Annotated in this window: 15 protein-coding genes; 7 read left to right on the forward strand and 8 right to left on the reverse strand. The window is 61.6% G+C overall.

Annotated features, from left to right (window positions below; translation table 11 throughout):
- Together HMPREF3155_RS00625 and cls are read left to right on the forward strand one after the other, a co-directional pair.
- Nucleotides 1–810, forward strand: coding sequence for an exodeoxyribonuclease III (locus tag HMPREF3155_RS00625; protein ID WP_070432323.1), 810 nt, complete (start codon nt 1–3; stop codon nt 808–810).
- Nucleotides 811–826: 16 nt separating this feature from the next.
- Nucleotides 827–2,296: a cardiolipin synthase gene (gene cls / locus HMPREF3155_RS00630; protein WP_070432324.1), complete on the forward strand. Its 1,470-nt coding sequence runs from the start codon at nt 827–829 to the stop codon at nt 2,294–2,296.
- Nucleotides 2,297–2,578: 282 nt separating this feature from the next.
- Here cls and HMPREF3155_RS00635 read toward each other — a convergent pair whose 3' ends face one another.
- From HMPREF3155_RS00635 to HMPREF3155_RS00645, 3 genes are read right to left on the reverse strand one after another with little or no spacing between them, the layout of a single operon-like run.
- Nucleotides 2,579–3,346, reverse strand: coding sequence for an ABC transporter permease (locus HMPREF3155_RS00635; protein ID WP_062044454.1), 768 nt, complete (start codon nt 3,344–3,346; stop codon nt 2,579–2,581).
- Between the two features lie 14 nt (nt 3,347–3,360).
- The gene (locus HMPREF3155_RS00640) at nt 3,361–4,320 is read right to left on the reverse strand and encodes an ABC transporter ATP-binding protein (RefSeq protein ID WP_061924817.1); all 960 of its coding nucleotides are present in this window, start codon (nt 4,318–4,320) and stop codon (nt 3,361–3,363) included.
- Nucleotides 4,321–4,350: 30 nt separating this feature from the next.
- Nucleotides 4,351–4,860 (reverse strand): NUDIX domain-containing protein, encoded by a 510-nt coding sequence (locus HMPREF3155_RS00645; protein ID WP_062044452.1) that lies wholly within the window; start codon nt 4,858–4,860, stop codon nt 4,351–4,353.
- A 97-nt stretch (nt 4,861–4,957) separates the two neighbouring features.
- On the opposite strand from HMPREF3155_RS00645, the gene HMPREF3155_RS00650 reads away from it, so the two are divergent.
- The 3 genes from HMPREF3155_RS00650 (at nt 4,958) to HMPREF3155_RS00660 (ending at nt 9,912) form a co-directional block, all read left to right on the forward strand.
- The gene (locus tag HMPREF3155_RS00650; RefSeq protein WP_070432325.1) at nt 4,958–6,418 is read left to right on the forward strand and encodes a hypothetical protein; all 1,461 of its coding nucleotides are present in this window, start codon (nt 4,958–4,960) and stop codon (nt 6,416–6,418) included.
- Nucleotides 6,418–7,425 carry a glutamate ABC transporter substrate-binding protein gene (locus HMPREF3155_RS00655; protein WP_070432326.1) on the forward strand — a complete coding sequence of 336 codons (1,008 nt, stop codon included), beginning with the start codon at nt 6,418–6,420 and terminating at the stop codon, nt 7,423–7,425. The genes HMPREF3155_RS00650 and HMPREF3155_RS00655 overlap by 1 nt, the downstream gene beginning before the upstream one ends.
- A gap of 114 nt (nt 7,426–7,539) precedes the next feature.
- On the forward strand, nt 7,540–9,912 hold the full coding sequence (locus HMPREF3155_RS00660; protein WP_371441320.1) for a serine/threonine protein kinase: 2,373 nt from the start codon (nt 7,540–7,542) through the stop codon (nt 9,910–9,912).
- 318 nt (nt 9,913–10,230) lie between these two features.
- Here HMPREF3155_RS00660 and HMPREF3155_RS00665 read toward each other — a convergent pair whose 3' ends face one another.
- From HMPREF3155_RS00665 to pta, 3 genes are all read right to left on the reverse strand, one after another.
- Nucleotides 10,231–10,845 carry a hypothetical protein gene (locus HMPREF3155_RS00665; protein WP_148138202.1) on the reverse strand — a complete coding sequence of 205 codons (615 nt, stop codon included), beginning with the start codon at nt 10,843–10,845 and terminating at the stop codon, nt 10,231–10,233.
- 366 nt (nt 10,846–11,211) lie between these two features.
- Nucleotides 11,212–12,432: an acetate kinase gene (locus tag HMPREF3155_RS00670; protein WP_061924828.1), complete on the reverse strand. Its 1,221-nt coding sequence runs from the start codon at nt 12,430–12,432 to the stop codon at nt 11,212–11,214.
- Entirely contained in the window at nt 12,433–13,791 is a 1,359-nt protein-coding gene (pta, locus tag HMPREF3155_RS00675) for a phosphate acetyltransferase (RefSeq protein WP_070432329.1), read from the reverse strand.
- Between the two features lie 415 nt (nt 13,792–14,206).
- Here pta and HMPREF3155_RS00680 point away from each other — a divergent pair, with 415 nt between their 5' ends.
- Complete coding sequence (locus HMPREF3155_RS00680) at nt 14,207–16,300, forward strand: glucose PTS transporter subunit IIA (protein ID WP_070432330.1); 2,094 nt, start codon at nt 14,207–14,209, stop codon at nt 16,298–16,300.
- 129 nt (nt 16,301–16,429) lie between these two features.
- Entirely contained in the window at nt 16,430–17,257 is an 828-nt protein-coding gene (locus tag HMPREF3155_RS00685) for a PRD domain-containing protein (RefSeq protein ID WP_062037024.1), read from the forward strand.
- Between the two features lie 6 nt (nt 17,258–17,263).
- Here HMPREF3155_RS00685 and purT read toward each other — a convergent pair whose 3' ends face one another.
- The gene (gene purT / locus HMPREF3155_RS00690; protein ID WP_070432331.1) at nt 17,264–18,613 is read right to left on the reverse strand and encodes a formate-dependent phosphoribosylglycinamide formyltransferase; all 1,350 of its coding nucleotides are present in this window, start codon (nt 18,611–18,613) and stop codon (nt 17,264–17,266) included.
- Nucleotides 18,614–18,861: 248 nt separating this feature from the next.
- On the reverse strand, nt 18,862–19,289 hold a 428-nt coding region (locus HMPREF3155_RS12970), incomplete at its 5' end, for a hypothetical protein (protein ID WP_168162299.1).

The following is a 19,289-nucleotide window of genomic DNA, read 5'->3' on the forward strand; positions in this document are numbered from 1 at the left end:
ATGCGCATAGCCACATGGAACATCAACTCGGTCCGCACCCGCGTGCAGCGGGCGGTAGACCTGCTGGCCAAACACGACATCGACGTGTTGTGCCTGCAGGAGACCAAGGTTGCCGACGATAAGTTCCCTGTCATGGAATTCGAAGCCGCCGGCTACCACGTCACCCATCACGGGCTGAACCAGTGGAACGGCGTGGCCATCGTCTCCAAGGCGGAGCCGGAGGAAGTCTTCTACTCCTTCCCCGGCCAGCCAGGCTTTGCCAAGGACCCAGAAAAGCCGCAGGATTTGGAAGCCCGTGCGGTGGGCGCGCGGATTCGCGGCGTAGAGATCTGGTCGCTCTATGTGCCCAATGGCCGCGAAATCACCGACCGCCACTACGACTACAAGCTGCGCTTCCTCTACGCGCTGGCGCACTACAGCGAGAGCCGCGCGCAGTCGAAGCTGCTGCTCACCGGCGATTTCAACATTGCCCCGCGCGATGAGGACGTCTGGGATATCGAGGCCTTCCGCGGCAAGACCCACGTTACGGAGCCAGAGCGTGCGGCCTTCCAGATGCTGGAGGAGGCAGGCCTTGAGGAGGTTACGCGGCGTTTTACGGAAGAGCAGCGCTGGACCTACTTTGACTACAAGTCGATGCGCTTTCAGAAGAACGAGGGCATGCGCATCGATTTCCAGCTGGCTTCGAAGTCCTTGGCCGCGACGGTGGAATCTGCGCAGGTAGACATGGTAGAACGCGCCGGCGACAAGACCTCTGACCACTGCCCGCTGCTGGCAGATTTCGATCTGCCTGACTTCGATTCGGTGCGTTAGGAGCACCTACCGGGGCATGGACTTCTCACTAAACATCGATCTTTCTTTCTGGCAGCTGTTTTTCCTCATCTTGGACTACGGCATCAAAATCTTGGCCATCGGATTTGTGCCCGAAGGCCGCCGACCCTCGAGCTCCACGGCCTGGCTGCTGGCTATTTTGCTGCTGCCCATCGTGGGCCTGCCGCTGTTTTTGCTGATGGGCTCGCCATATATCAATCGCCGCCGCCACCGCATCCAGCAGGAGGCCCATGACCTGATGGAAGACGTCACGGCGAGTACGCCGAATCATCCGCTGGGCAGGCTTTCTCCGGAGGTGGAATCCGTCATTGCGCTCAATCGCAATCTGACGGGTTTCCCGGCGCTCGTGGGCCACAATCGTGGCATTTACGCCGACTACGACGAGGCAATACGCGCGATTTCCAGCGCCGTCGACCGCGCCGAGAAGTACGTCTACATCGAGATTTATATCCAATCCTGGGACGAGGCCACCGATGTCTTCTACCAGGCTCTCAAACGCGCCCGCTCGCGAGGCGTGGAAGTCAAGCTGCTTTTAGACCAGATTGGCAGCCTGAAGTACCACGGCTATTGGAAATTCGGCCGGCGCCTTAGCGCGATCGGCGTCGACTGGCGCTTGATGCTGCCGCTGCAGCTGCACAAGCTTCGTTTCCGCCGTCCTGACCTGCGCAACCACCGCAAATTGGTCATCATCGACGGCCAAACGGGCTTTCTGGGCTCGATGAACATGATTAAGCGCAGCTACCGCACCAAGGACCGCTACTGGGTGGACTACATGGTAGAGCTCACCGGCCCGGTGGTCACCTCCATGTCGGCGGTCTTTGCGGTGGACTGGTACCTGGAATCAGAAGAAGCACTTTCTTTGGAGCCGCTGCCTTACGACGACGCGGATACCGAGGACTCCAACTTCCTCCAGCTCATCCCGTCCGGCCCGGGTTACACCACGGAGCCGAACCTGCGCATGTTCAACTCACTGGTGCACCACGCCAAAGACCGCCTGGTAATGGTTTCGCCTTATTTCGTGCCCGATGAATCTTTGATGGAGGCGGTCACCACTGCCTGCTATCGCGGCGTGGACGTGGAGCTTTATGTCTCGGCCAAGGCGGACCAGTTCATGGTCAACCACGCGCAGTCCTCCTACTACCAGGCACTTTTGGAGGCAGGGGTGCGGATCTTCCAATTCCCAGAGCCTTTCGTGCTGCATTCGAAGTTCATCATGACGGACCCAGACGAGCCGGGCCGCCACCCGCTGTGCATGTTCGGCTCCTCGAATATGGACATGCGTTCTTTCGGTTTGAACTACGAATCCACGATGCTGGTGGCCAAGGGCAACTTATTGGCGGAGTTTAACCAGCTTGCTAGCAACTACCGCGCGGTGTGCCATGAGCTGACCTTGGAGGAATGGAACGAGCGCGGCTTCGTGCGCCGTTACATGGACAACGTGATGCGCCTGACCTCGGCGCTGCAATAGCGCCACCGGCACCGTCAGCGCCGCCTGGGCCGCCCTCCCCCGCACACTGCCTGCGCTCCCGTCGCGTTTGGCCCCTTCCCCACTAAATACCCAGACCTGGAAATGCAGCTCTCTGCTGGAATGAGGGGCGTCGGCAAGCGCAGCGATCCACGAACAGGAGGTCTGGGTTTTCAGCCCTGGGTAGATAGCCAAATGGTGAGGAAGCACGCTGCAAATGGCGACGAGTGACAAAAGGCGCTGTTGAAGACAACAGCGCCAATGTAGCCAGGAGTGGCCAAGAGATCATGCGTCTCGCTTTTCAAGCACGAAGACGCCGAGGATCCACAGCGCTACCGCCCAAACGATGAAGACGATGGCGCTTCCCGCCGAGGAGTCCCATGGGACGTTTTCCGGCACAGTGTCCGAAGCCCAGTTGCCGAAGGCGGAAAATGGCATGTAGGGGATGAGGTCGTCGCCGACCTTCGGCAGCAGGCGCACGACGTTCTCAATGCCCAGGTAGAGAATCAGGGACAGTGCCACGGTGCCAGCGGTCTGGCGCAGCAGCCAGCCCAAGCCCTGCACAAAGATCACGACCATAAAGCCCAGCAGAGGTAAGAGCCACAGTGCGCGCTTGCCGCCGTCTTCTTCGAAAGGCTTGTAGATGTCCGCGATTTCCTTGGATGCGGAAAGGTCCGAGACAAAGTAAATCAGCACCAGCGCCAGAAACAGGATGACCGCCGCAATAACCGCGTACATCAGGAGCTTGACCAGCGCGACGATGGAGCGATTCGGGTTCGCCATGAAGACCGTGGACTGCAGTCCGAAGCGGTATTCGGTGGTCACGATCATGATGGCCTGGATCATGATGATCGGGATGCCCAGCATCAGCAGGATGGAGTTCATGCCCTCGGCAGTAAGCGGGCTAATCGGCATCGCTGGGTCCATCTCAGCGTTGAGACCGTTGAACAGCGCCCACAGGAAGGACAGGAGAAAAATCAGGCCGGTGGTCCAGTAGAAGGACTTGGTGGTGCGCAGCTTGGTCCACTCGGCGCGGAGGGTATTGATAATCACTTTTAGCATTCCTCCTATGCGGCAGGCTGGTTAGGCTGGTTCGGCTGCCCAGCACCTGGGGTGCTGGCGTGGTACTGCACGTCCTCGCCGGTCATGCGCATGAACGCATCCTCCAGCGAAGCGCGCTTCAGGCTAAGCTCGTTGAGCGGAACGCCTGTGGAATATGCCAGCTGGCCGATGAAATCGGTGCTGACGTCATTGATGATGAGGGTCTTGCGACCTTCCTCGTCGCTGCCGTCTGTATAAGCCACGTTGGCCTCACGCAGCGCGCCGCCGAACTCTTCGAGGTGATCGGAGCGCACGATGACTGAGGAATCCGAGTGCTGCTTTACAAAGTCATAGGTGGACTGGCTAGCCACTAGGCGGCCACGGCCGATGACCACGAGGTGGTCTGCGGTCATGGACATCTCCGACAACAGGTGGGAGGAAATCAAGACGGTACGGCCCTCTGCCGCGAGCGCGCGGACCAAGGAGCGAACCCAGCGAATACCTTCTGGGTCGAGGCCGTTGACCGGCTCGTCCAGGATGAGGATTCCCGGGTCACCCAGCAGGGCGCCGGCCAGGCCGAGGCGCTGGCCCATGCCGAGGGAGAAGCCGCCGGCCTTCTTACCGGCGACGTCGGAAAGCCCAACCAGCCCCAGCACCTCGTCCACGCGGGAAGTAGGAATGCCGTTGGACTGCGCCATCCACTTCAGGTGGTTGGCCGCGGTGCGGTTCGGGTGCACGGCCTTGGCGTCGAGCAGCGCGCCGACCTCCCGCAGCGGGCTCTTCAACTCGCGGTAGGCCTTGCCGTTAATACGGGCCTGACCCGCCGTGGGGGTATCCAGGCCCAGAATCATGCGCATGGTCGTCGACTTGCCCGCACCGTTCGGACCTAGAAAGCCGGTCACGATGCCTGGCTCCACCTTAAAGGTGAGGTCGTCTACTGCGCGGACAGACTTATATTGTTTCGTCAGTCCCTCAACTTCAATCATGCTGTCAAGGGTGCCATAGTTTCAGCCTCCTCACCGAGGTTGGCCCGCAATAAAGGCCCGCAAGGAGGGGATGGCCTCACGAAATGCCCCCAACAGAGGTAAATTTTCCACCTCGTCGAGGTGCACCCAGCGCAGCTCGTTGGACTCCTCGTTGGCAATAACGTCCAACGGCTCATCGCCACGGGTGCGTGCGATGACGGTGGTATAGGTCCAGTTGCCGGGCAGCTCGCCCACTGCGGGATAGGGCCCGGCGGTGACGCGCTCGCCGAGCACCAGGACGTCGGCAGGCGCGATGGCGCATTCCTCCTGCGTTTCTCGCAGTGCAGCCGCAACGGCGCTTTCGTGGAAATCCCGCGCGCCGCCGGGAATGCCCCAGGTGCCGCCGTGGTTGGTCCACTCCGCACGGTGCTGGAGCAGCACGCGCTCGCCGGCAAGGAGGAAAAGCCCGGCCGCGCCAAACTTGCCCCATAGCTTTATCCCGCCCGGGCCGGCTGCCCAGCCATCGCCACTTATGTGCTCTCCTTGCTTCATGGCGCCCATCCTACGATCCTCTCGCTGCATGCGACAGCGTGCAGCGACAGCGCGCAGCGGTGGCGTGCATCACCAAAGCGGCGCGGAACTGCGCTATTCTATGGGAATGACTGGCACAGGGTTGGAGGATGCTGCCGCACGTACCAGCGAGCATCCGGCCGCGCACGAAGCGCATCCAGGCGATCACTGGCTCGACGAAGTCACCGAGCCCGCTACCCCGGCCTTCAACAACGCCACGCAGCTGGCCATGAGCTCTTTCGCCGGCCCGGCGCGGTTGGCCCGCCGTCTCTACCACTTCGCGGCCACTACCCCAGGCAAGCTTTTTACCGTCACTGTGATTCTGACGGTGGCGCTCGCCGCCGCCGGCTTGTCGATGTCAAATACTTCCGCCAGCCGCCACGAGGCCTTGGACGAGCTGCTCAATTCCACCGAGCCGATGTCTAACGCGGCGCACCACCTCTACACCAACCTTTCGCTGGCGGATACCGTCGCCACCACGGGCTTCGTCCAGGCGGGCGTGGACTCCGAGATCAACCGCAAGCGCTATAACAAGGCCATCGACGCTGCCTCCGTGGCGGCCACCGAGTCCGTTTTGGGCACCAACACTAACGACGCCCGCATTCGCGAGCTGGTCACCTTTATCCAGCGCGAGCTGCCCGTCTATACCGCCCTGGTGGAAAAGGCACGAACCAACCACCGCGCGGGCAATGCGGTGGCGAACTCGTATATGTCCAACGCCTCTTCTCTGATGAGTGACAAGATCCTGCCCGCGGCCGCCGAGCTTTTCTCGCTCACCACGGCCAAGGTCAAGGAGCAACAGCAGCGCCTGACCAGCCCCCAGTGGGTCCCGCTTTCCGGCTTAGTGGCGGCGCTTTTCTTCCTCTTTGTCGCGCAGTGGTGGCTGTGGCGCCTGACGCGCCGCCGCTTCAACCGTGGCTTCTTAGCCGCCAGCGTGCTGCTCTTCCTGGCGCTTTCCTGGGCCGCGATGGCGAACTTCGCCACCTGGAGCTCCGGCTATCACGGCTTCGAAACGGTCTCCCGTCCGTGGGACTCGCTCACCGCCTCCCGGATTGAAGCCCAGCAGACCCGCACCTCGGAGACCCTGGCGCTGGTCCTGCGCTCCTCAGAGTCCGACATGACGGTGCGCTTTGGCTCGACGGTCTATTCCATCAACCAGGCCCTCGAGGACTACGAAGCCGCGCTTGCCGACGACGACATTCCCGTCACCGATCCCGCCCTCCTGCCAACCGCACAAAGCGCCACCAAAGAATGGGAGGCCTCACACGAGGTCTTCATGAACGCGCTTGCCGACGGCCACTATGACGACGCTATCCACGAAGCCACGGCGATTACCCCGGACGGCGCTCCGACCACCGCGAGCTCCTTCAACGACGTGGATTCCGCGCTGGCGGAGCTCATCGGCGAGGCGCGCGTGGCCATGCGTTCCTATCTGGAAGAAGGCCTCAACGCGATGACCATGGTGGCCACGGCCGTATTCTTGCTGACCATGGGCGCTATCATCGCCGTCTGGTTGGGTATTCGTCCGCGACTCCAGGAGTACCTCTAATGGCTCATTCCACTCGCCTTCTAGCCGTCTTATCTGCGGCCGCCCTGTGTGCCGCCTCCTGCGGTGTCCCCGACTTAGGCAGCAAGGAGGAAAGGATTCCGCGCGCTTCCTTAGACGCAGAGGCTGGCCCTCCCCTTCCCGATAACTCCATCTTCGAGCCCGCCGGCAGCGCCGAACCCCGGCCGGTATTGGACGCGCCGCTGAAGGGCACCTATAAACCGGACGGCAAGAGCGCGAAGGAAAGAATCCCTGCCATTTATAAGCGCGGGCGCATCATCGTCGGCGTGGACCGCTCCAATAACCTGATGAGCTACCGCGACACCGCAACGGGCGAGGTGCGTGGCTTTGAGGTGGATATCGCGCGCGAGATTGCCCGCGATATCTTCGGCGACCCGGACAAGGTTGACTTCCGCTTCGTCGAGTCCTCAGAGCGCACGAGAGCGCTCAACGACGAAAGCGTGGATATTGTCATTCGCACGATGTCCATTAGCGCCGAGCGTCAGCGTGAGGTTGCGTTCTCCGCGCCGTATATGACCACCAAGACCCGCCTATTGGTGCTGACCAGCTCCGGCATCCGCTCGATCGATGACACCGCCGGCAAGACGCTGTGCGCGGTCCAGGGCTCCACCATCGTGGACACCATCCGCCGTGAGGCCTCCACCGCGAATATCCTGCAGACCCGTGCCTGGGGAGACTGCCTCATGGCGCTGCAGCTCAACCAGGTCGACGGCGTGGTGGCTGACGACGCCCTCCTCTCGGGCATGGTGGCCCAAGATTCCTATACCTCGATCGTCGGCGAGCCGCTGACCACGGAGGACTACGGCGTGGCCGTGCGCAAGCCCGATTCCACCCATGATTCGCGGCCGCTGCTGCGCCAGGTCAATTCCACCCTGGAGCGCATCCACAGCGACGGCACCTGGGACAAGCTTTTTGATCGCTGGCTCGGTGACTACCTGGCCAAGCCGGCTTTGGGCAGCCCTGACTACCTAGACGATGAGGAGGCATAAGCGTTGAGCCCTACTCAAGGCCATAGCTTCAGCGAGGACGAGCTCGACCACTTGGAGCCGGAGAAGCTGGAAGAGCCCAGCGAGCACGCGGACGATCAAGCGACGGCGGCGGCGATGCACACGGCGTCCAGTGCGGCGTCGGCTAGCGCGGCGCATGATGCCACCCAAGCAGTGCCCTTCGACCCGTTTGCAGATGAGGAGGGTACCTCGGCCGTGGCCTTCGACCCCTTCGCGGACGAGGACGGCGCGGATGCGGACAGCGACTTCAACGACCCGGATAATATCGGCGCCCTGATTGCGGAGCTGGGGCAGCTGCGTGACCGCCGCAAGCAGGAGGATGCCTCGCAGCGCTCGCGGCGCGCGGCCATCGATACCTTCCGCCAGCGGCGTGCGGCCAAGCGCACCGACCGCGAGGTGGCCGACGGCATGGCGCGCTTGCCTTTCATCGTGCCGCGCAACCCTACGGCGGCGCTCATCGACCCCGCAAAGGAGAAGGTTGCCCCGCCGCAGCTTTCTCCCGGCGATATCGTGGCAGGTCAGTACGAAATTCTGGGCGTTATTGCCCACGGCGGTCTGGGCTGGATTTACCTGGCTAATGACCACTTCGTCTCCGGGCGCATCGTGGTGCTCAAGGGCATGCAGGCGGAAAAGTCATCAGACGAGACCGCCACCGCAGAGGTCGAGCGCGAGTTCCTGGCGGATATTACGCACCCGGGAATCGTGAAGATTTTCAACTTCATCGATGACCCCCGCGTGGACGGCGGCTTCATCGTAATGGAGTACGTGGGCGGCCCCTCGCTCAAACAGCGGCGCAACGACCAGGCAGACCGCCTGTTCCCGGTCGATACCGCGATTGCCTACATCTTGGAGCTGCTGCCGGCGCTGGACTATCTCCATGCGCGCGGGGTGGTCTACAACGACTTAAAGCCTTCGAACATCATCATCACCGAGGACCAGGTCAAGCTGATTGACCTTGGCGCGGTCTCCGGCATCGGCGCCTTCGGGCACATCTACGGCACGAAGGGCTTCCAAGCCCCGGAGATTGCCAAGGATGGCCCCTCGGTAGCCTCCGATATCTACACCATCGGCCGCACGCTGGCCTGCCTGACCTTCCATCTGCCGCAGGAAGACGGCGTCTACTTACCCGGACTGCCCTCCCCTGCCGAGGAGCCGCTGCTGCGCCGCTACCTCTCCTTCTACCGGCTGCTGCTGCGCGCCACGGACCCAGATCCGGCCAAGCGCTTTCAGAGCGTATCGCAGCTGCGGGACCAGCTCTTTGGTGTGCTCCGCGAGGTCATCGCCCTGCGCGATGGCGTTCAGCATCCCTCGCAGCACTCGCTGTTTTCCCCACAGCGTACGACCTTCGGCACCAAGCACCTGGTCTTTCGCACGGACCAGCTGATTGACGGCATCGACCGCACCGTGCGCATCACCGCCTCCGAGGTGGTCTCGGCGCTGCCGGCGCCCCTGGTGGACCGCTCCGACGTGGGCGCCGCGCTCCTGCAGGGTGCTTCCTACACGGAGCCGCAGGAAGCCCTCGAAACGCTGCGTCAGGCCATGCAGGCCCCGGAGTACGAGGAATCCGCAGAAATCCCGCTCGGCGTGGTGCGTTCCATGATCGACCTGGGTTATACCGGCCAGGCCCGCGAATGGCTCGCCTCGATTGAGGACAAGCTCGGAAACGATTGGCGCTTCCAGTGGTACTCCGGCGTCGCCGTGCTGCTTCTCGACGACTATCGCGCCGCCCAAGTGCACTTCGCGAACGTCCTCAACCTACTGCCGGGCGAGCCGGCGCCGAAGCTGGCTATCGCGGCGATTAACGAGCTCATCTTGCAGCAGCTGGGCTACAACGAAGTCTCGCTCATCGATCCTGCCATCGCGCGGGCTTGTGCGAACCTCACTACCAGCCTGGACGAGCTGCCGAACGAACTGTTTACCGACGATCGAGGAATCTGGGATCACGTCACCGATGACCCGGCTCACCTGCGTTTTAACTCGATGCGTCTGTACGGAATCGTGTGGGCCACCTACCCGACCACGGTCTCATCCGCTTTCGGCCTGGCCCGCCAGATGCGCTCGGAGCAGCAGGTGGAGCTGGCCGTGGCGACGCTAGATCGCGTGCCCAACGCCTCGCGCCACTACCGCATGGCCCGGCTGACCACCATTTTGCAACTGGTACTGCACGATCTTTCCGAGTCTCGTATCCGCCGCGCTGCCCGCCGTCTGGAGGAGATCCCACAAAATGAGCCGCGATTCTTGCAGGTCAAGGCGGCAGTCATCTCCGCGGGCCTGAACTTCCTCCGCGACTGTGACCTCGATGCGGCGGCCTCTCCGAATGACCTCTTCGAGTTCGCCTTCACGCAGCGTGGCTTACGCTACGGCTTGGCCGATACTCTGCGCGCCCTGGCTCGGCAGGCGCCCTTCGCGCGGCACCGCTACGCGCTGGTGGACCTGGCGAACCAGGTGCGGCCGGTGACCAACTTTTAGCCTGGTCCGCCTCCGCGGCTCCCCTCGATGGCTCTGCCTTCCGCCATGTCTGCCCTTCCAAATGGTGAGGTCAACCGTCCCGAACGTCACCTCAATAGCCATCACTAGCCCCAACCATGAACACTGACTCCACTAGCCACATCGCGACCTCACCATTTGACTATTCGCGTCGTGCCTCAGCCCAAATGGTGAGGACCACATGGTGAGGTGAGTGATCACCAGCCCCAGCAGACAGCGCCAGTCACAGTAGTTACAGCTCGACCCCACCATCTAGGCCAACCACCTGCAAATGGTGAGGACCCTGGTGAGAGGAAGCGCCTACGCCTGGCGCACCACTTGCTGCAGTCCCCGCTCACGGCCAGACACCCAAGTTGCCCGCAAATCTGCGAGGAACTTCTGCGGCTGATGAAACAGCTCAGTCGAAGTCACACGGAATACCGTGTAGCCGGCATTCTGCAATCGCACCTCGCGGCGACGCTCTTCCACGATTACCCGCCGGGTATCCGAGCCATAGGTTTCGCCGTCATACTTCACGGCTCCATCAATTTCCAATACCAGCCAACCATCAATCAGAACATCAACTCGAACACTGGGAATCACCCAGACTTGCTGTTGGATGGAATGACCCATCTTTGCGTGTGCCAATAACGCGATACATAATGCCTCGTAGGGCGACTCGCATTGACCAGAGAGAAGCGATATAGCTCGACGTGCTTCAGCGATATCTTTGACCCGCCCCATAGTTTCGAGGCAATCCATAGCCATAGCCTTAGCAGCCTCGACATCGAGTTCAGGATGCATCCGGAACCATGATTCGAGTGCCACGAAGCCGCGAATCCAGCCTTCGAAGCGCGCGACATCCAACGCGGCGCGCAAAGCAGACGTCACGCGAACGCCCTGCGCCTTCTCGACCATAGAATCTGGCAGACGCATCTTCTTGTAACTTCGGCCGTGGCCCCAGTCTCTCCGCGGCGGCATAACGCCAGAGCGCAGAGCGAGCGTCACCGGCTCCTCGCCGCACCGCGGCGGAAGGACCCACAACCCATGCACCCGCGCCGCCGAAACTCCCACGAGCACAGCCCGCCTAGCACAATGGCCCGCCCGCAAACACCGCGCCAGCTGCTCTTCATGCCAAGGCAGCGACTGCCCTTCTACTACTCCCCCGAATTGTTCCATAGGGCTAGTCCACTAGCAGGGCCAGTACTAGCGCAAGAGGGAATTGGCGCAACAGGTCAAATCTGTGGATAACTCATCGCGACGAAGGGGCCAACCACCAGGTTGGCCCCTTCCAAACGCGGACTAGTACAGCCCCGCCTCACGCGCCATATCGGCGATTTCAGCGGACTTCTGTGCGATAGCCAGCTCCTCGTTGGTCGGCACCACGAAGACCTTGACCGGCGAGTCCGGCGTGGAAATCATGCGCGGCTCCTTCGAGCGCACAAGGTTTGCTTCCTTGTCAAAGTGGATGCCATACATTCCCAGGTTGAACAGCGAATCCTGGCGCACCTCAGTGTCGTTTTCGCCCACACCCGCGGTGAAGGTGATCGCATCCAGGCGGCCCAGCGCAATCATGTACGAGCCGATGAAGCGGCGCAGCTGATGGATGTAGATGTTGTATGCCAGCCATGCATCCTGGTCCTCGGCTTCGATGCGCTCACGCAACACACGGAAGTCGTTGACGCCGGAAATGCCCTTTACGCCAGACTGCTTGTTGAGCAGGTTGTCAATCTCATCGATAGACATACCCGCCTGGCGGGAGAGGTGGAAGATGATGCCCGGGTCAATGTCACCGGAACGGGTACCCATTGCCAGACCAGCCAGCGGGGTAAGGCCCATCGAGGTGTCAATCGGGCGGCCATGGCGGATTGCTGCTGCCGAAGCACCGTTGCCCAGATGCAGCGTGATCTGGTTGACGCGCTTCGGGTCCTTATCCAGAAGGCGCGGAACCTGCTGGGAGACGAACTCGTGGGAGGTGCCGTGGAAGCCATAGCGACGGATGTCGTACTTGGAGGCCACCTCGTTGTTGATGGCGTAAAGCGCAGCAGCCGGCGGCAGGGTGTTGAAGAACGCGGTATCGAACACGGCCACGTGCGGAATGTTCGGCAGCATCTTGCGAGCCACGCGAATGCCGTCCAGGTTGGCCGGGTTGTGCAGCGGAGCCAGCGGGATGAGGTCCTCAATCATGGACTCAATCTGGTCCGTAATCAGCTGTGGATCGGAGAAGAGGCGGCCGCCGTGCACAACGCGGTGGCCCACGGCGATGACCTCAACGTCCATCGGGCCCACATTGTGCTGGTGCATGATGTCGAACGCGCGCTCCAGGCCGAAAGAGTGGGTAGGAATCTCCAACTCTTCCTTGTATTCCTCGCCACCAGTCTTGACGGTGACGGCACCCATCGGCTCGCCGACCTGCTCCACGAGACCGGAGACCAGCGGGGCGTCGGTAGCTTTGCCTGCTGGGTCAACCAGCTGGAACTTGACTGAGGAGGAACCTGAGTTAAGAACGAGTACGTAAGCCATTTACTTGACTCCTGCCTGGATAGCCGTGATTGCGACGGTGTTGATGATGTCCGGAACGGTAGCGCCGCGGGAAAGGTCGTTGACCGGCTTGTTCAGACCCTGCAGAATCGGGCCGACTGCCAGTGCGCCGCCGGTACGCTGGGCGGTCTTGTAGCCGATGTTGCCTGCCTCCAGGTCCGGGAAGATGAAGACGTTTGCCTGACCAGCCACCTCGGACTCCGGTGCCTTCTTGGCGGCAACGCCTGGGTCACAAGCGGCGTCGAACTGCAGCGGGCCGTCCACCTTGACGGAGGAATCGATGCCGCGGGCAGCCTCAACAGCAGCAACTGCACGGTCGACGTCCGGGCCGGAGCCAGAGGTGCCGGTGGAGTAAGACAGCATGGCCACGCGTGGGTCGATGCCGAACTGCGCTGCGGTCTTCGCAGAAACCACGGCGATTTCACCCAGCTGCTCGGCGGTCGGGTTTGGGTTGACCGCGCAGTCACCGAAGGCCCACAGGCGTCCGCGCATCACCATCAAAAAGATGGAGGAAACAACGGATGCGCCCGGCGCGGTTTTGATGATCTGGAAGGAAGGCTTAATCGTGTGTGCGGTGGTGTGCGCAGCGCCGGAAACCATGCCGTCTGCCAGGCCCTTGTGCACCATCATGGTGGCGAAGTAGGAGACATCCTTCATGGTCTCGCGCGCCTGCTCGAGGGTAACGCCCTTCTTCTTGCGCAGCTCCGCGAAGTCGGCCGCGAACTCCTCTGCCAGCGGGGAGTTCAGGTGGTCAATGACGTCCACGCCAGTGAGATCCACGCCGAGGAGCTCCGCACGCTTGGCGACGTCCGCCTCATCACCCAGGATGGTCAGCTTCGCCACCTTGCCCGCCATAAGCGCTCCGGCTGCCTCGATAATGCGGTCGTCCTCGCCTTCCGGCAGAACGATGTGCGCACCGGCGGCACGGGCTTGGTCAAGCAACTGCTTCTGGAAGACCTCCGCGCTCATGACCGGCGCGACGGACTCGATGGCTGCGAGCGCACCAGGGACAGACGCGACGTCGGTAAACGCGCCTACTACCTCAGCACCCAGGGAACGGGCATGTGCAAGGGCCAGGTCGGAGGTGCGCTGCGGAGCGTTGGAAATCAGAACGAACGGGATGCCCAGGGCCGCTGCGGCCTTGGCGTCAAAGTCCATCACACCCGTGCCCTGCAACACGACGTCGCCTTCTGGAACGGTGACCAGAATCTGGTCCAGGGTGGTGCCCAGGTCATCGAGCTGCGCGAAGGTCGCGCCGAGGTCGGTTGCCAGGGAGGCGATATCGAGGCCGTCAAAGCCACGGCCCATGACGCTCACGAGTGCGGAGTTCTGTGAAGACATTTACTGCTAGCCTTTCTCTTTCCAAAGAGTAGACGATGTTGTGTGTTGCGCGTCACGAGGCACAACATACAGTGACCTCTTCACCATACTGGAGATGTCCGAATTTAGCCGTTTTAAAAAGGCTTAGTGCAATCTAAAACACATTTAGGAACCTCCAATCGCCCAGCCGCCCGAAAAAGCGGTGTGGTGAGTCACATAAATTGCCCAGAGTGAGAGCCGCGGAGTAGGTTCAATTTATAAGGATTGTTACTTCGGGCAAGACCTAGGATGCTGTGTGCACCGCGCATTCCACTGAACTGTGAAATGCAAAGACCCAGCTTCCTGGGTCTTTTTGTAGTTTTTAGGCCTCCTGGGCAGGCCCCCGGAACCTCCGCGAACTGCATTGCGCCCTGAAAGAAGTTCGAAAGGAAATCTCATGTCGACGCAAACGCGCTCTACAGCTGAGGCCATCTTGGATGGCATCGGCGGCGCGCAAAACATTGCCTCTTTCACGCACTGCGCCACCCGCCTGCGCTTCCAGCTTAACGACGCCTCGAAGGCCAACAAGGAAGCGCTCGACGCCATCCCCAAGGTGCTCGGCGCCGTGCCGCAAGGCGACTCAAATTACCAGGTAGTTATCGGTGGCGACGTCGCTACCGTCTACGACGAGATCAACGCTTTGCCGGAGATGAAAGACGGCGGCGCTTCGAATGCGGACATCAAAGCCGCGGCCCGCTCGAAGGCGAAGGGCAAGGTTCCTTTTATGGACGAGTTCTTCGAGTACTTGTCCGATTCTTTCCGACCAATTCTGGGTGTGTTGCTTGGCGCCTCGCTGATTATCGCCTTCGCGTCGATCCTCGACGCATTCGGAATCGTCGACTTCCGCGCCGAGGACAAGCCCGCCTCGTGGTTCTTCGTCGACGCCATGTGGCGCTCCGTCTTCTACTTCCTGCCGCTGATGGTGGCCTACAACGCCGGCAAGAAGCTGCGCATCGACCCATGGGTCCCGGGCGCCATCATGGCCGCCCTGCTGACTCCGGAGTTCTTGGGCCTTTCTGAGAACCCTGCCGTCCAGTGCGTGGTCAACGATACGTTGGGCAGCGAGCAGTGCTCCATTCCTATCTTTGGCATGACCATGCAGCTTCCGGGGTACGGCGGCAACGTCTTCGTACCGTTGATGATGGCCTTTGTGGCAGCGCTGGTCTACCGCTTCTTCCAGAAGATCATTCCTTCGGCTCTGCACATGGTGTTCGTCCCGTTCTTCACTATGCTCATCGTCATCCCTCTCACGGCATTTATCATCGGCCCGTTCGGCGTATGGGCCGGTAACGGCATCGGCGCCGGTCTGTCCTGGATGAATGACAACGTTCCGTTCGTCTTCGCCCTGGCTATCCCGATGATCTACCCGTTCCTGGTTCCGCTGGGTCTGCACTGGCCACTGAACGCCTTGATGCTGGTAAACATCCAGACCTTGGGCTATGACTTCATCCAAGGCCCAATGGGTGCTTGGAACTTCGCCTGCTTCGGCGCCACCGCCGCCGTGCTGGCACTGTCCATCCGCGACAAGGACACCGTGATGCGTCAGACCGCCGGCTCCGCCTTGGTTGCGGGCCTGCTGGGCGGCGTCTCCGAGCCTTCTCTCTACGGCATTCACCTGCGTTACAAGCGCATCTACCCGCGCATGCTGGTGGGCTGCTTTGCCGGTGGCCTGACCGTGGCACTTTTGACCCTGGGCACGAACGGCATTACTACCGATGCCTTCGTCTTCACCTCCGTGCTCACCATCTCTGTGTTTAGCCCGATGGCCAAGTACGCCATCGCCATTGCTGTGGCATTCGTCGTGGCCTTCCTGGCGGTCTTCATCACTGACTACCGCTCCCCGGAGGAGCGCGCTGAGGCTAAGGCCGCCCGCGAGGCAGCCGAAAAGGCCGAGCTCGACAACGCCAACACCGCCGACAACGCCGCGCTTGCCGACGCCCCCGCAACCACCGCTGCCGGCGCTGGCGCCGGTGCTGCCACCGCAACGGCCACCAAGGAAGACGCCCCCGCCAAGGCGGCTGAGCCTGCCGCTGGTACCACCACCGACATCGCTTCGCCGTCGACCGGCAAGGTTGTCCCCATGGCTGAGATCGATGACCCGGTCTTCTCCGCCGGCACACTGGGTGATGGCGTGGGCATCGTCCCCGAGAGCAACGAGGTCTACGCCCCCGTCAGCGGCACCGTCATGAGTGCCATGAAGTCCGGCCACGCCTACGGCATCAAGACCGAGGACGGCGTGGAGGTCCTCGTCCACATCGGCATCAACACCGTGAAGATGAAGGGCGAAGGTTTCGCCCCAGCCGTCAAGAAGGGCGACACGGTCAAGCAGGGCGAGCTGCTTGCCACCGTTGACTTTGCCAAGGTCACCGAAGCCGGCTACGACACCACCATCGTCTTGGCCGTCACCAACACCAAGGCGCTGTCCGCCGTCACCCCGGCTGGTCTGAACCACGCCGCCGCTGGCGATACGGTCATCACCACGACCCGCTAAAGGACCCACTAGGAAACCTTTAGCACGCCTCTAACGAACCCTGACTAAGCTGGCTCGATGGAACCACCATCGTGGCCGGCTTTAGTCGTTTTCGCCCTAACCGGTTAACCCCAACCAGAAAGGTGCCCTGTGCAACTGTTGCGCGTGTTCAATAACAACGTCGTGCTCGCGCGGCGCGGTGCGGAAGACGTCATTGTCACCGGCCGCGGCATCGGCTTCCAAGCCAAACCTGGTGCTGAGATTGACCCGGCCAAGGTGGTGAAGGTCTTCGTCCCTGATTCCGGCCGCGATCCGGACCACCTGGCCGCCATGATTGCCGGTATTCCCGGCGAATACGTCCAGCTAGTCATCGACGCCATGCACTCCGTCGACATGTCGGAGACACTGCGTAGCAAGCTCACACTGGTCGTGGCAATTGCGGATCACATCCACGGCGCAGTCAGCCGCGGCAACACCGTGTCCTATCCACTGGAAGCGGAGGTCCGCCACCTCTACGCCGACGATTTTTCCCTCGCGCAACAGCTACTCGCCGCCATCAACAGCGGCCTGCACAAACCTCTGGCTCCTGATGAGGCCGTGGCCATCACCCTCCACCTGGTCAACGCCGGGTTCGCGGTGGGGGATCTCTCCGGCACCTACCGCATGACGGGCCTCATCCAACAGATTCTGGCCGTTATCGGATCTCACAACGATACGGAGCTCAACAGCGAAGATATCTCCGTCGCCCGCTTCATTACCCACCTGCGCTATCTCTTCGTGCGCATGGCGGAGCACCAGCAGCTCGACTCCGACGACCGCCAGGTGGCCACCGCCATCTCCGCGCGCTACCCCGATGCCGTCGAGACCGCCCAGATGGTAGCCAACCTGATTGAGCTGCGCCTCGACAGCACTTTAACCCCCGATGAAGTCTCCTACCTGACGCTGCATATCGCGCGGCTAGAGGAGTCCTCCGCTTAACTAGGCCTAGTCATCGGCGGAGCGGGTCAGCTTCGGATCGACATCGACCACCGGTTCCGGGACTTCAATGACCTCAATATCGGAGACTGCATTGGGCGTCGGTTCCACCGGCTGTGAGTCACCGTGGACGGTTTTATCAGTATTCGGCCCAACAGTAATCTTCCCGGCCGCGAGCGCTGCCCTGTCGCGGGCGGTCTCAACGTCCTCGGCGGTCGTAGCCACCATGCCCATGCGGCGTCCGGCGTAGGCCCAGGGCTTGCCAAACAGGCGCACGTCGGTCTCTTCATAGGATAGGGCGGTGTCGAGGCCGGTGAAGGAGACGTCGTCAAGCTCAGCGTCCGCGTGCAGGATGACCGCAGCACCAGGGCTGACCATCGTCACGTCAATGGGGAAGCCCAAAATCGCGCGGACATGAAGCTCAAACTCAGAGAAGCGCTGCGTGTAGCCGGTCAGCATGGCGGTATCCAAAGGACGCGGTGAGACGGAGGAGAAGTACACCTCATCGCCCGCCACGAAGAGCTCAACGCCGTAGACGCCGCGCCCACCCAACTCGTTGGAGATACGCGCCGCGACGGAGCGCGCATTCGCCAGCGCATCCTCACTCATCGCCATGGGCTGCCAGGACTCCACCAAGTCACCGTTCTCGTGGCGGTGGCCAATGGGCTCACTGAACCACGTGGCCATCTTGCCCGTAGCCGGGTCAATGGAGCGTACAGCAAGGAGCGTGACCTCATAATCAAAGTCAACGAAGCGCTCCACCACCACGCGCTTATTATCGGAGGACACGTGGCGCACCATGGCCCAGGCCTCCTCCACATCTTCTTCTTCTTCCTTAAGAAGGACGTGCCCCTTGCCGGAGGTCGTAATATCCGGCTTCACGATGCACGGCAGTCCCAGCTCCCCCACCGCCTCCTGCAGCTGCTCAGCGGACTCAGCAAAGCGATAGGCCGTAACCGGCAGGCCGATGCTCTCAGCCACCTCACGCACGCTCTCACGGCACTGTGTGAGCTCACAGGCCCGCGCCGTCGGCACGACGGTGGTGCCGAATTCCTCGATACGCTTCAGCGCCTCCACCGCGACGGTCTCGACCTCCGGGACCACGTAGTCCGGCTTGATTCGCTCTGTAAGCTCCCACACCTTGTGCGGGTCCCTGATATCTGCGATGTAGCTAAAGTGCGCGAGCTGCTGCGCCGGCGCTCCTGCGTAGCGGTCCACGGCGTGGACCTCCAGCCCTAAGTTTTGAAAGGCAATTACCAACTGCTTGCCCAACTCGCCCGCCCCCAAAAGAAGCACCTTGGTGGCGTTTCCTGTCAGAGGGGTTCCGATGTGGCCTGCGATGTCGCCTACGGTAGTCATTCTCGAATTATCGCACACTTCTAGCGCTGCATTGCTTGGCGACGTCCCCCAAACCCCCACCTACCCAATCTCACCGTTCCCTCACCCGAGCACCAGCACACAACACGCCCTTCGCCCCAGGATCACCAAAGCCCCCTTCCCCACCGCAGGGAAACGGTGGAAAAGGGGGCTTAGTCTTTAGACTGACCTTCTATGTGTCAGCCGGCCCCTAAGGGCCGACTGGCCCTCGGCGTGCGTCAGCGTCTCTCTTACTTGGAGGAATCGTTGGAAGAACCTGCACCCGGAGCACAAGCATCAGCGATAAGGCCGATAGCCAGCGCACCAGCAGCAACCAAAGCAAGGGTGCTGCCATTGATACCGAAGCGCTTCAGCTGCGCATCAATACCAGCAACCTGGCCAGCCAGCGGGCCATTGAACACACCAGCCTGCTTCTGCAGCTGAGTATTCAAAGCCTGAATCTGGCTATCAATCGGAGCAACAAAGTCCTTCAGACCCGGAATGTTCAGCTGGGAAGCCAAACCAACCGGAATCAGGAACAGCAGCGGGATACCAACACCCAGACCAGTAGCCAAGCAACGCTGGTTCTCATTCGGAGTAGGCTCGTTCGGCTCTCCCGGTTGCTCACCAGCAGGCGTGCCGTTGCCGTTGTTGTCCTGGCCCTTCTCGTGGCCCTTAA

Origin of the sequence: Corynebacterium sp. HMSC06D04 (genome assembly GCF_001807315.1) — a bacterium.
Classification (GTDB): domain Bacteria; phylum Actinomycetota; class Actinomycetes; order Mycobacteriales; family Mycobacteriaceae; genus Corynebacterium; species Corynebacterium simulans.

Coding starts and splice junctions, on each gene's coding strand:
- HMPREF3155_RS00650 (WP_070432325.1), top strand. CDS start 4,958: ATGACTGGCACAGGGTTGGAGGATGCTGCCGCACGTACCAGCGAGCAT.
- cls (WP_070432324.1), top strand. CDS start 827: ATGGACTTCTCACTAAACATCGATCTTTCTTTCTGGCAGCTGTTTTTC.
- HMPREF3155_RS00670 (WP_061924828.1), bottom strand. CDS start 12,432: ATGGCTTACGTACTCGTTCTTAACTCAGGTTCCTCCTCAGTCAAGTTC.
- HMPREF3155_RS00625 (WP_070432323.1), top strand. CDS start 1: ATGCGCATAGCCACATGGAACATCAACTCGGTCCGCACCCGCGTGCAG.
- HMPREF3155_RS00655 (WP_070432326.1), top strand. CDS start 6,418: ATGGCTCATTCCACTCGCCTTCTAGCCGTCTTATCTGCGGCCGCCCTG.
- HMPREF3155_RS00665 (WP_148138202.1), bottom strand. CDS start 10,845: ATGCGTCTGCCAGATTCTATGGTCGAGAAGGCGCAGGGCGTTCGCGTG.
- HMPREF3155_RS00645 (WP_062044452.1), bottom strand. CDS start 4,860: ATGGGCGCCATGAAGCAAGGAGAGCACATAAGTGGCGATGGCTGGGCA.
- HMPREF3155_RS00640 (WP_061924817.1), bottom strand. CDS start 4,320: ATGATTGAAGTTGAGGGACTGACGAAACAATATAAGTCTGTCCGCGCA.
- HMPREF3155_RS00680 (WP_070432330.1), top strand. CDS start 14,207: ATGTCGACGCAAACGCGCTCTACAGCTGAGGCCATCTTGGATGGCATC.
- pta (WP_070432329.1), bottom strand. CDS start 13,791: ATGTCTTCACAGAACTCCGCACTCGTGAGCGTCATGGGCCGTGGCTTT.
- purT (WP_070432331.1), bottom strand. CDS start 18,613: ATGACTACCGTAGGCGACATCGCAGGCCACATCGGAACCCCTCTGACA.
- HMPREF3155_RS00660 (WP_371441320.1), top strand. CDS start 7,540: ATGCACACGGCGTCCAGTGCGGCGTCGGCTAGCGCGGCGCATGATGCC.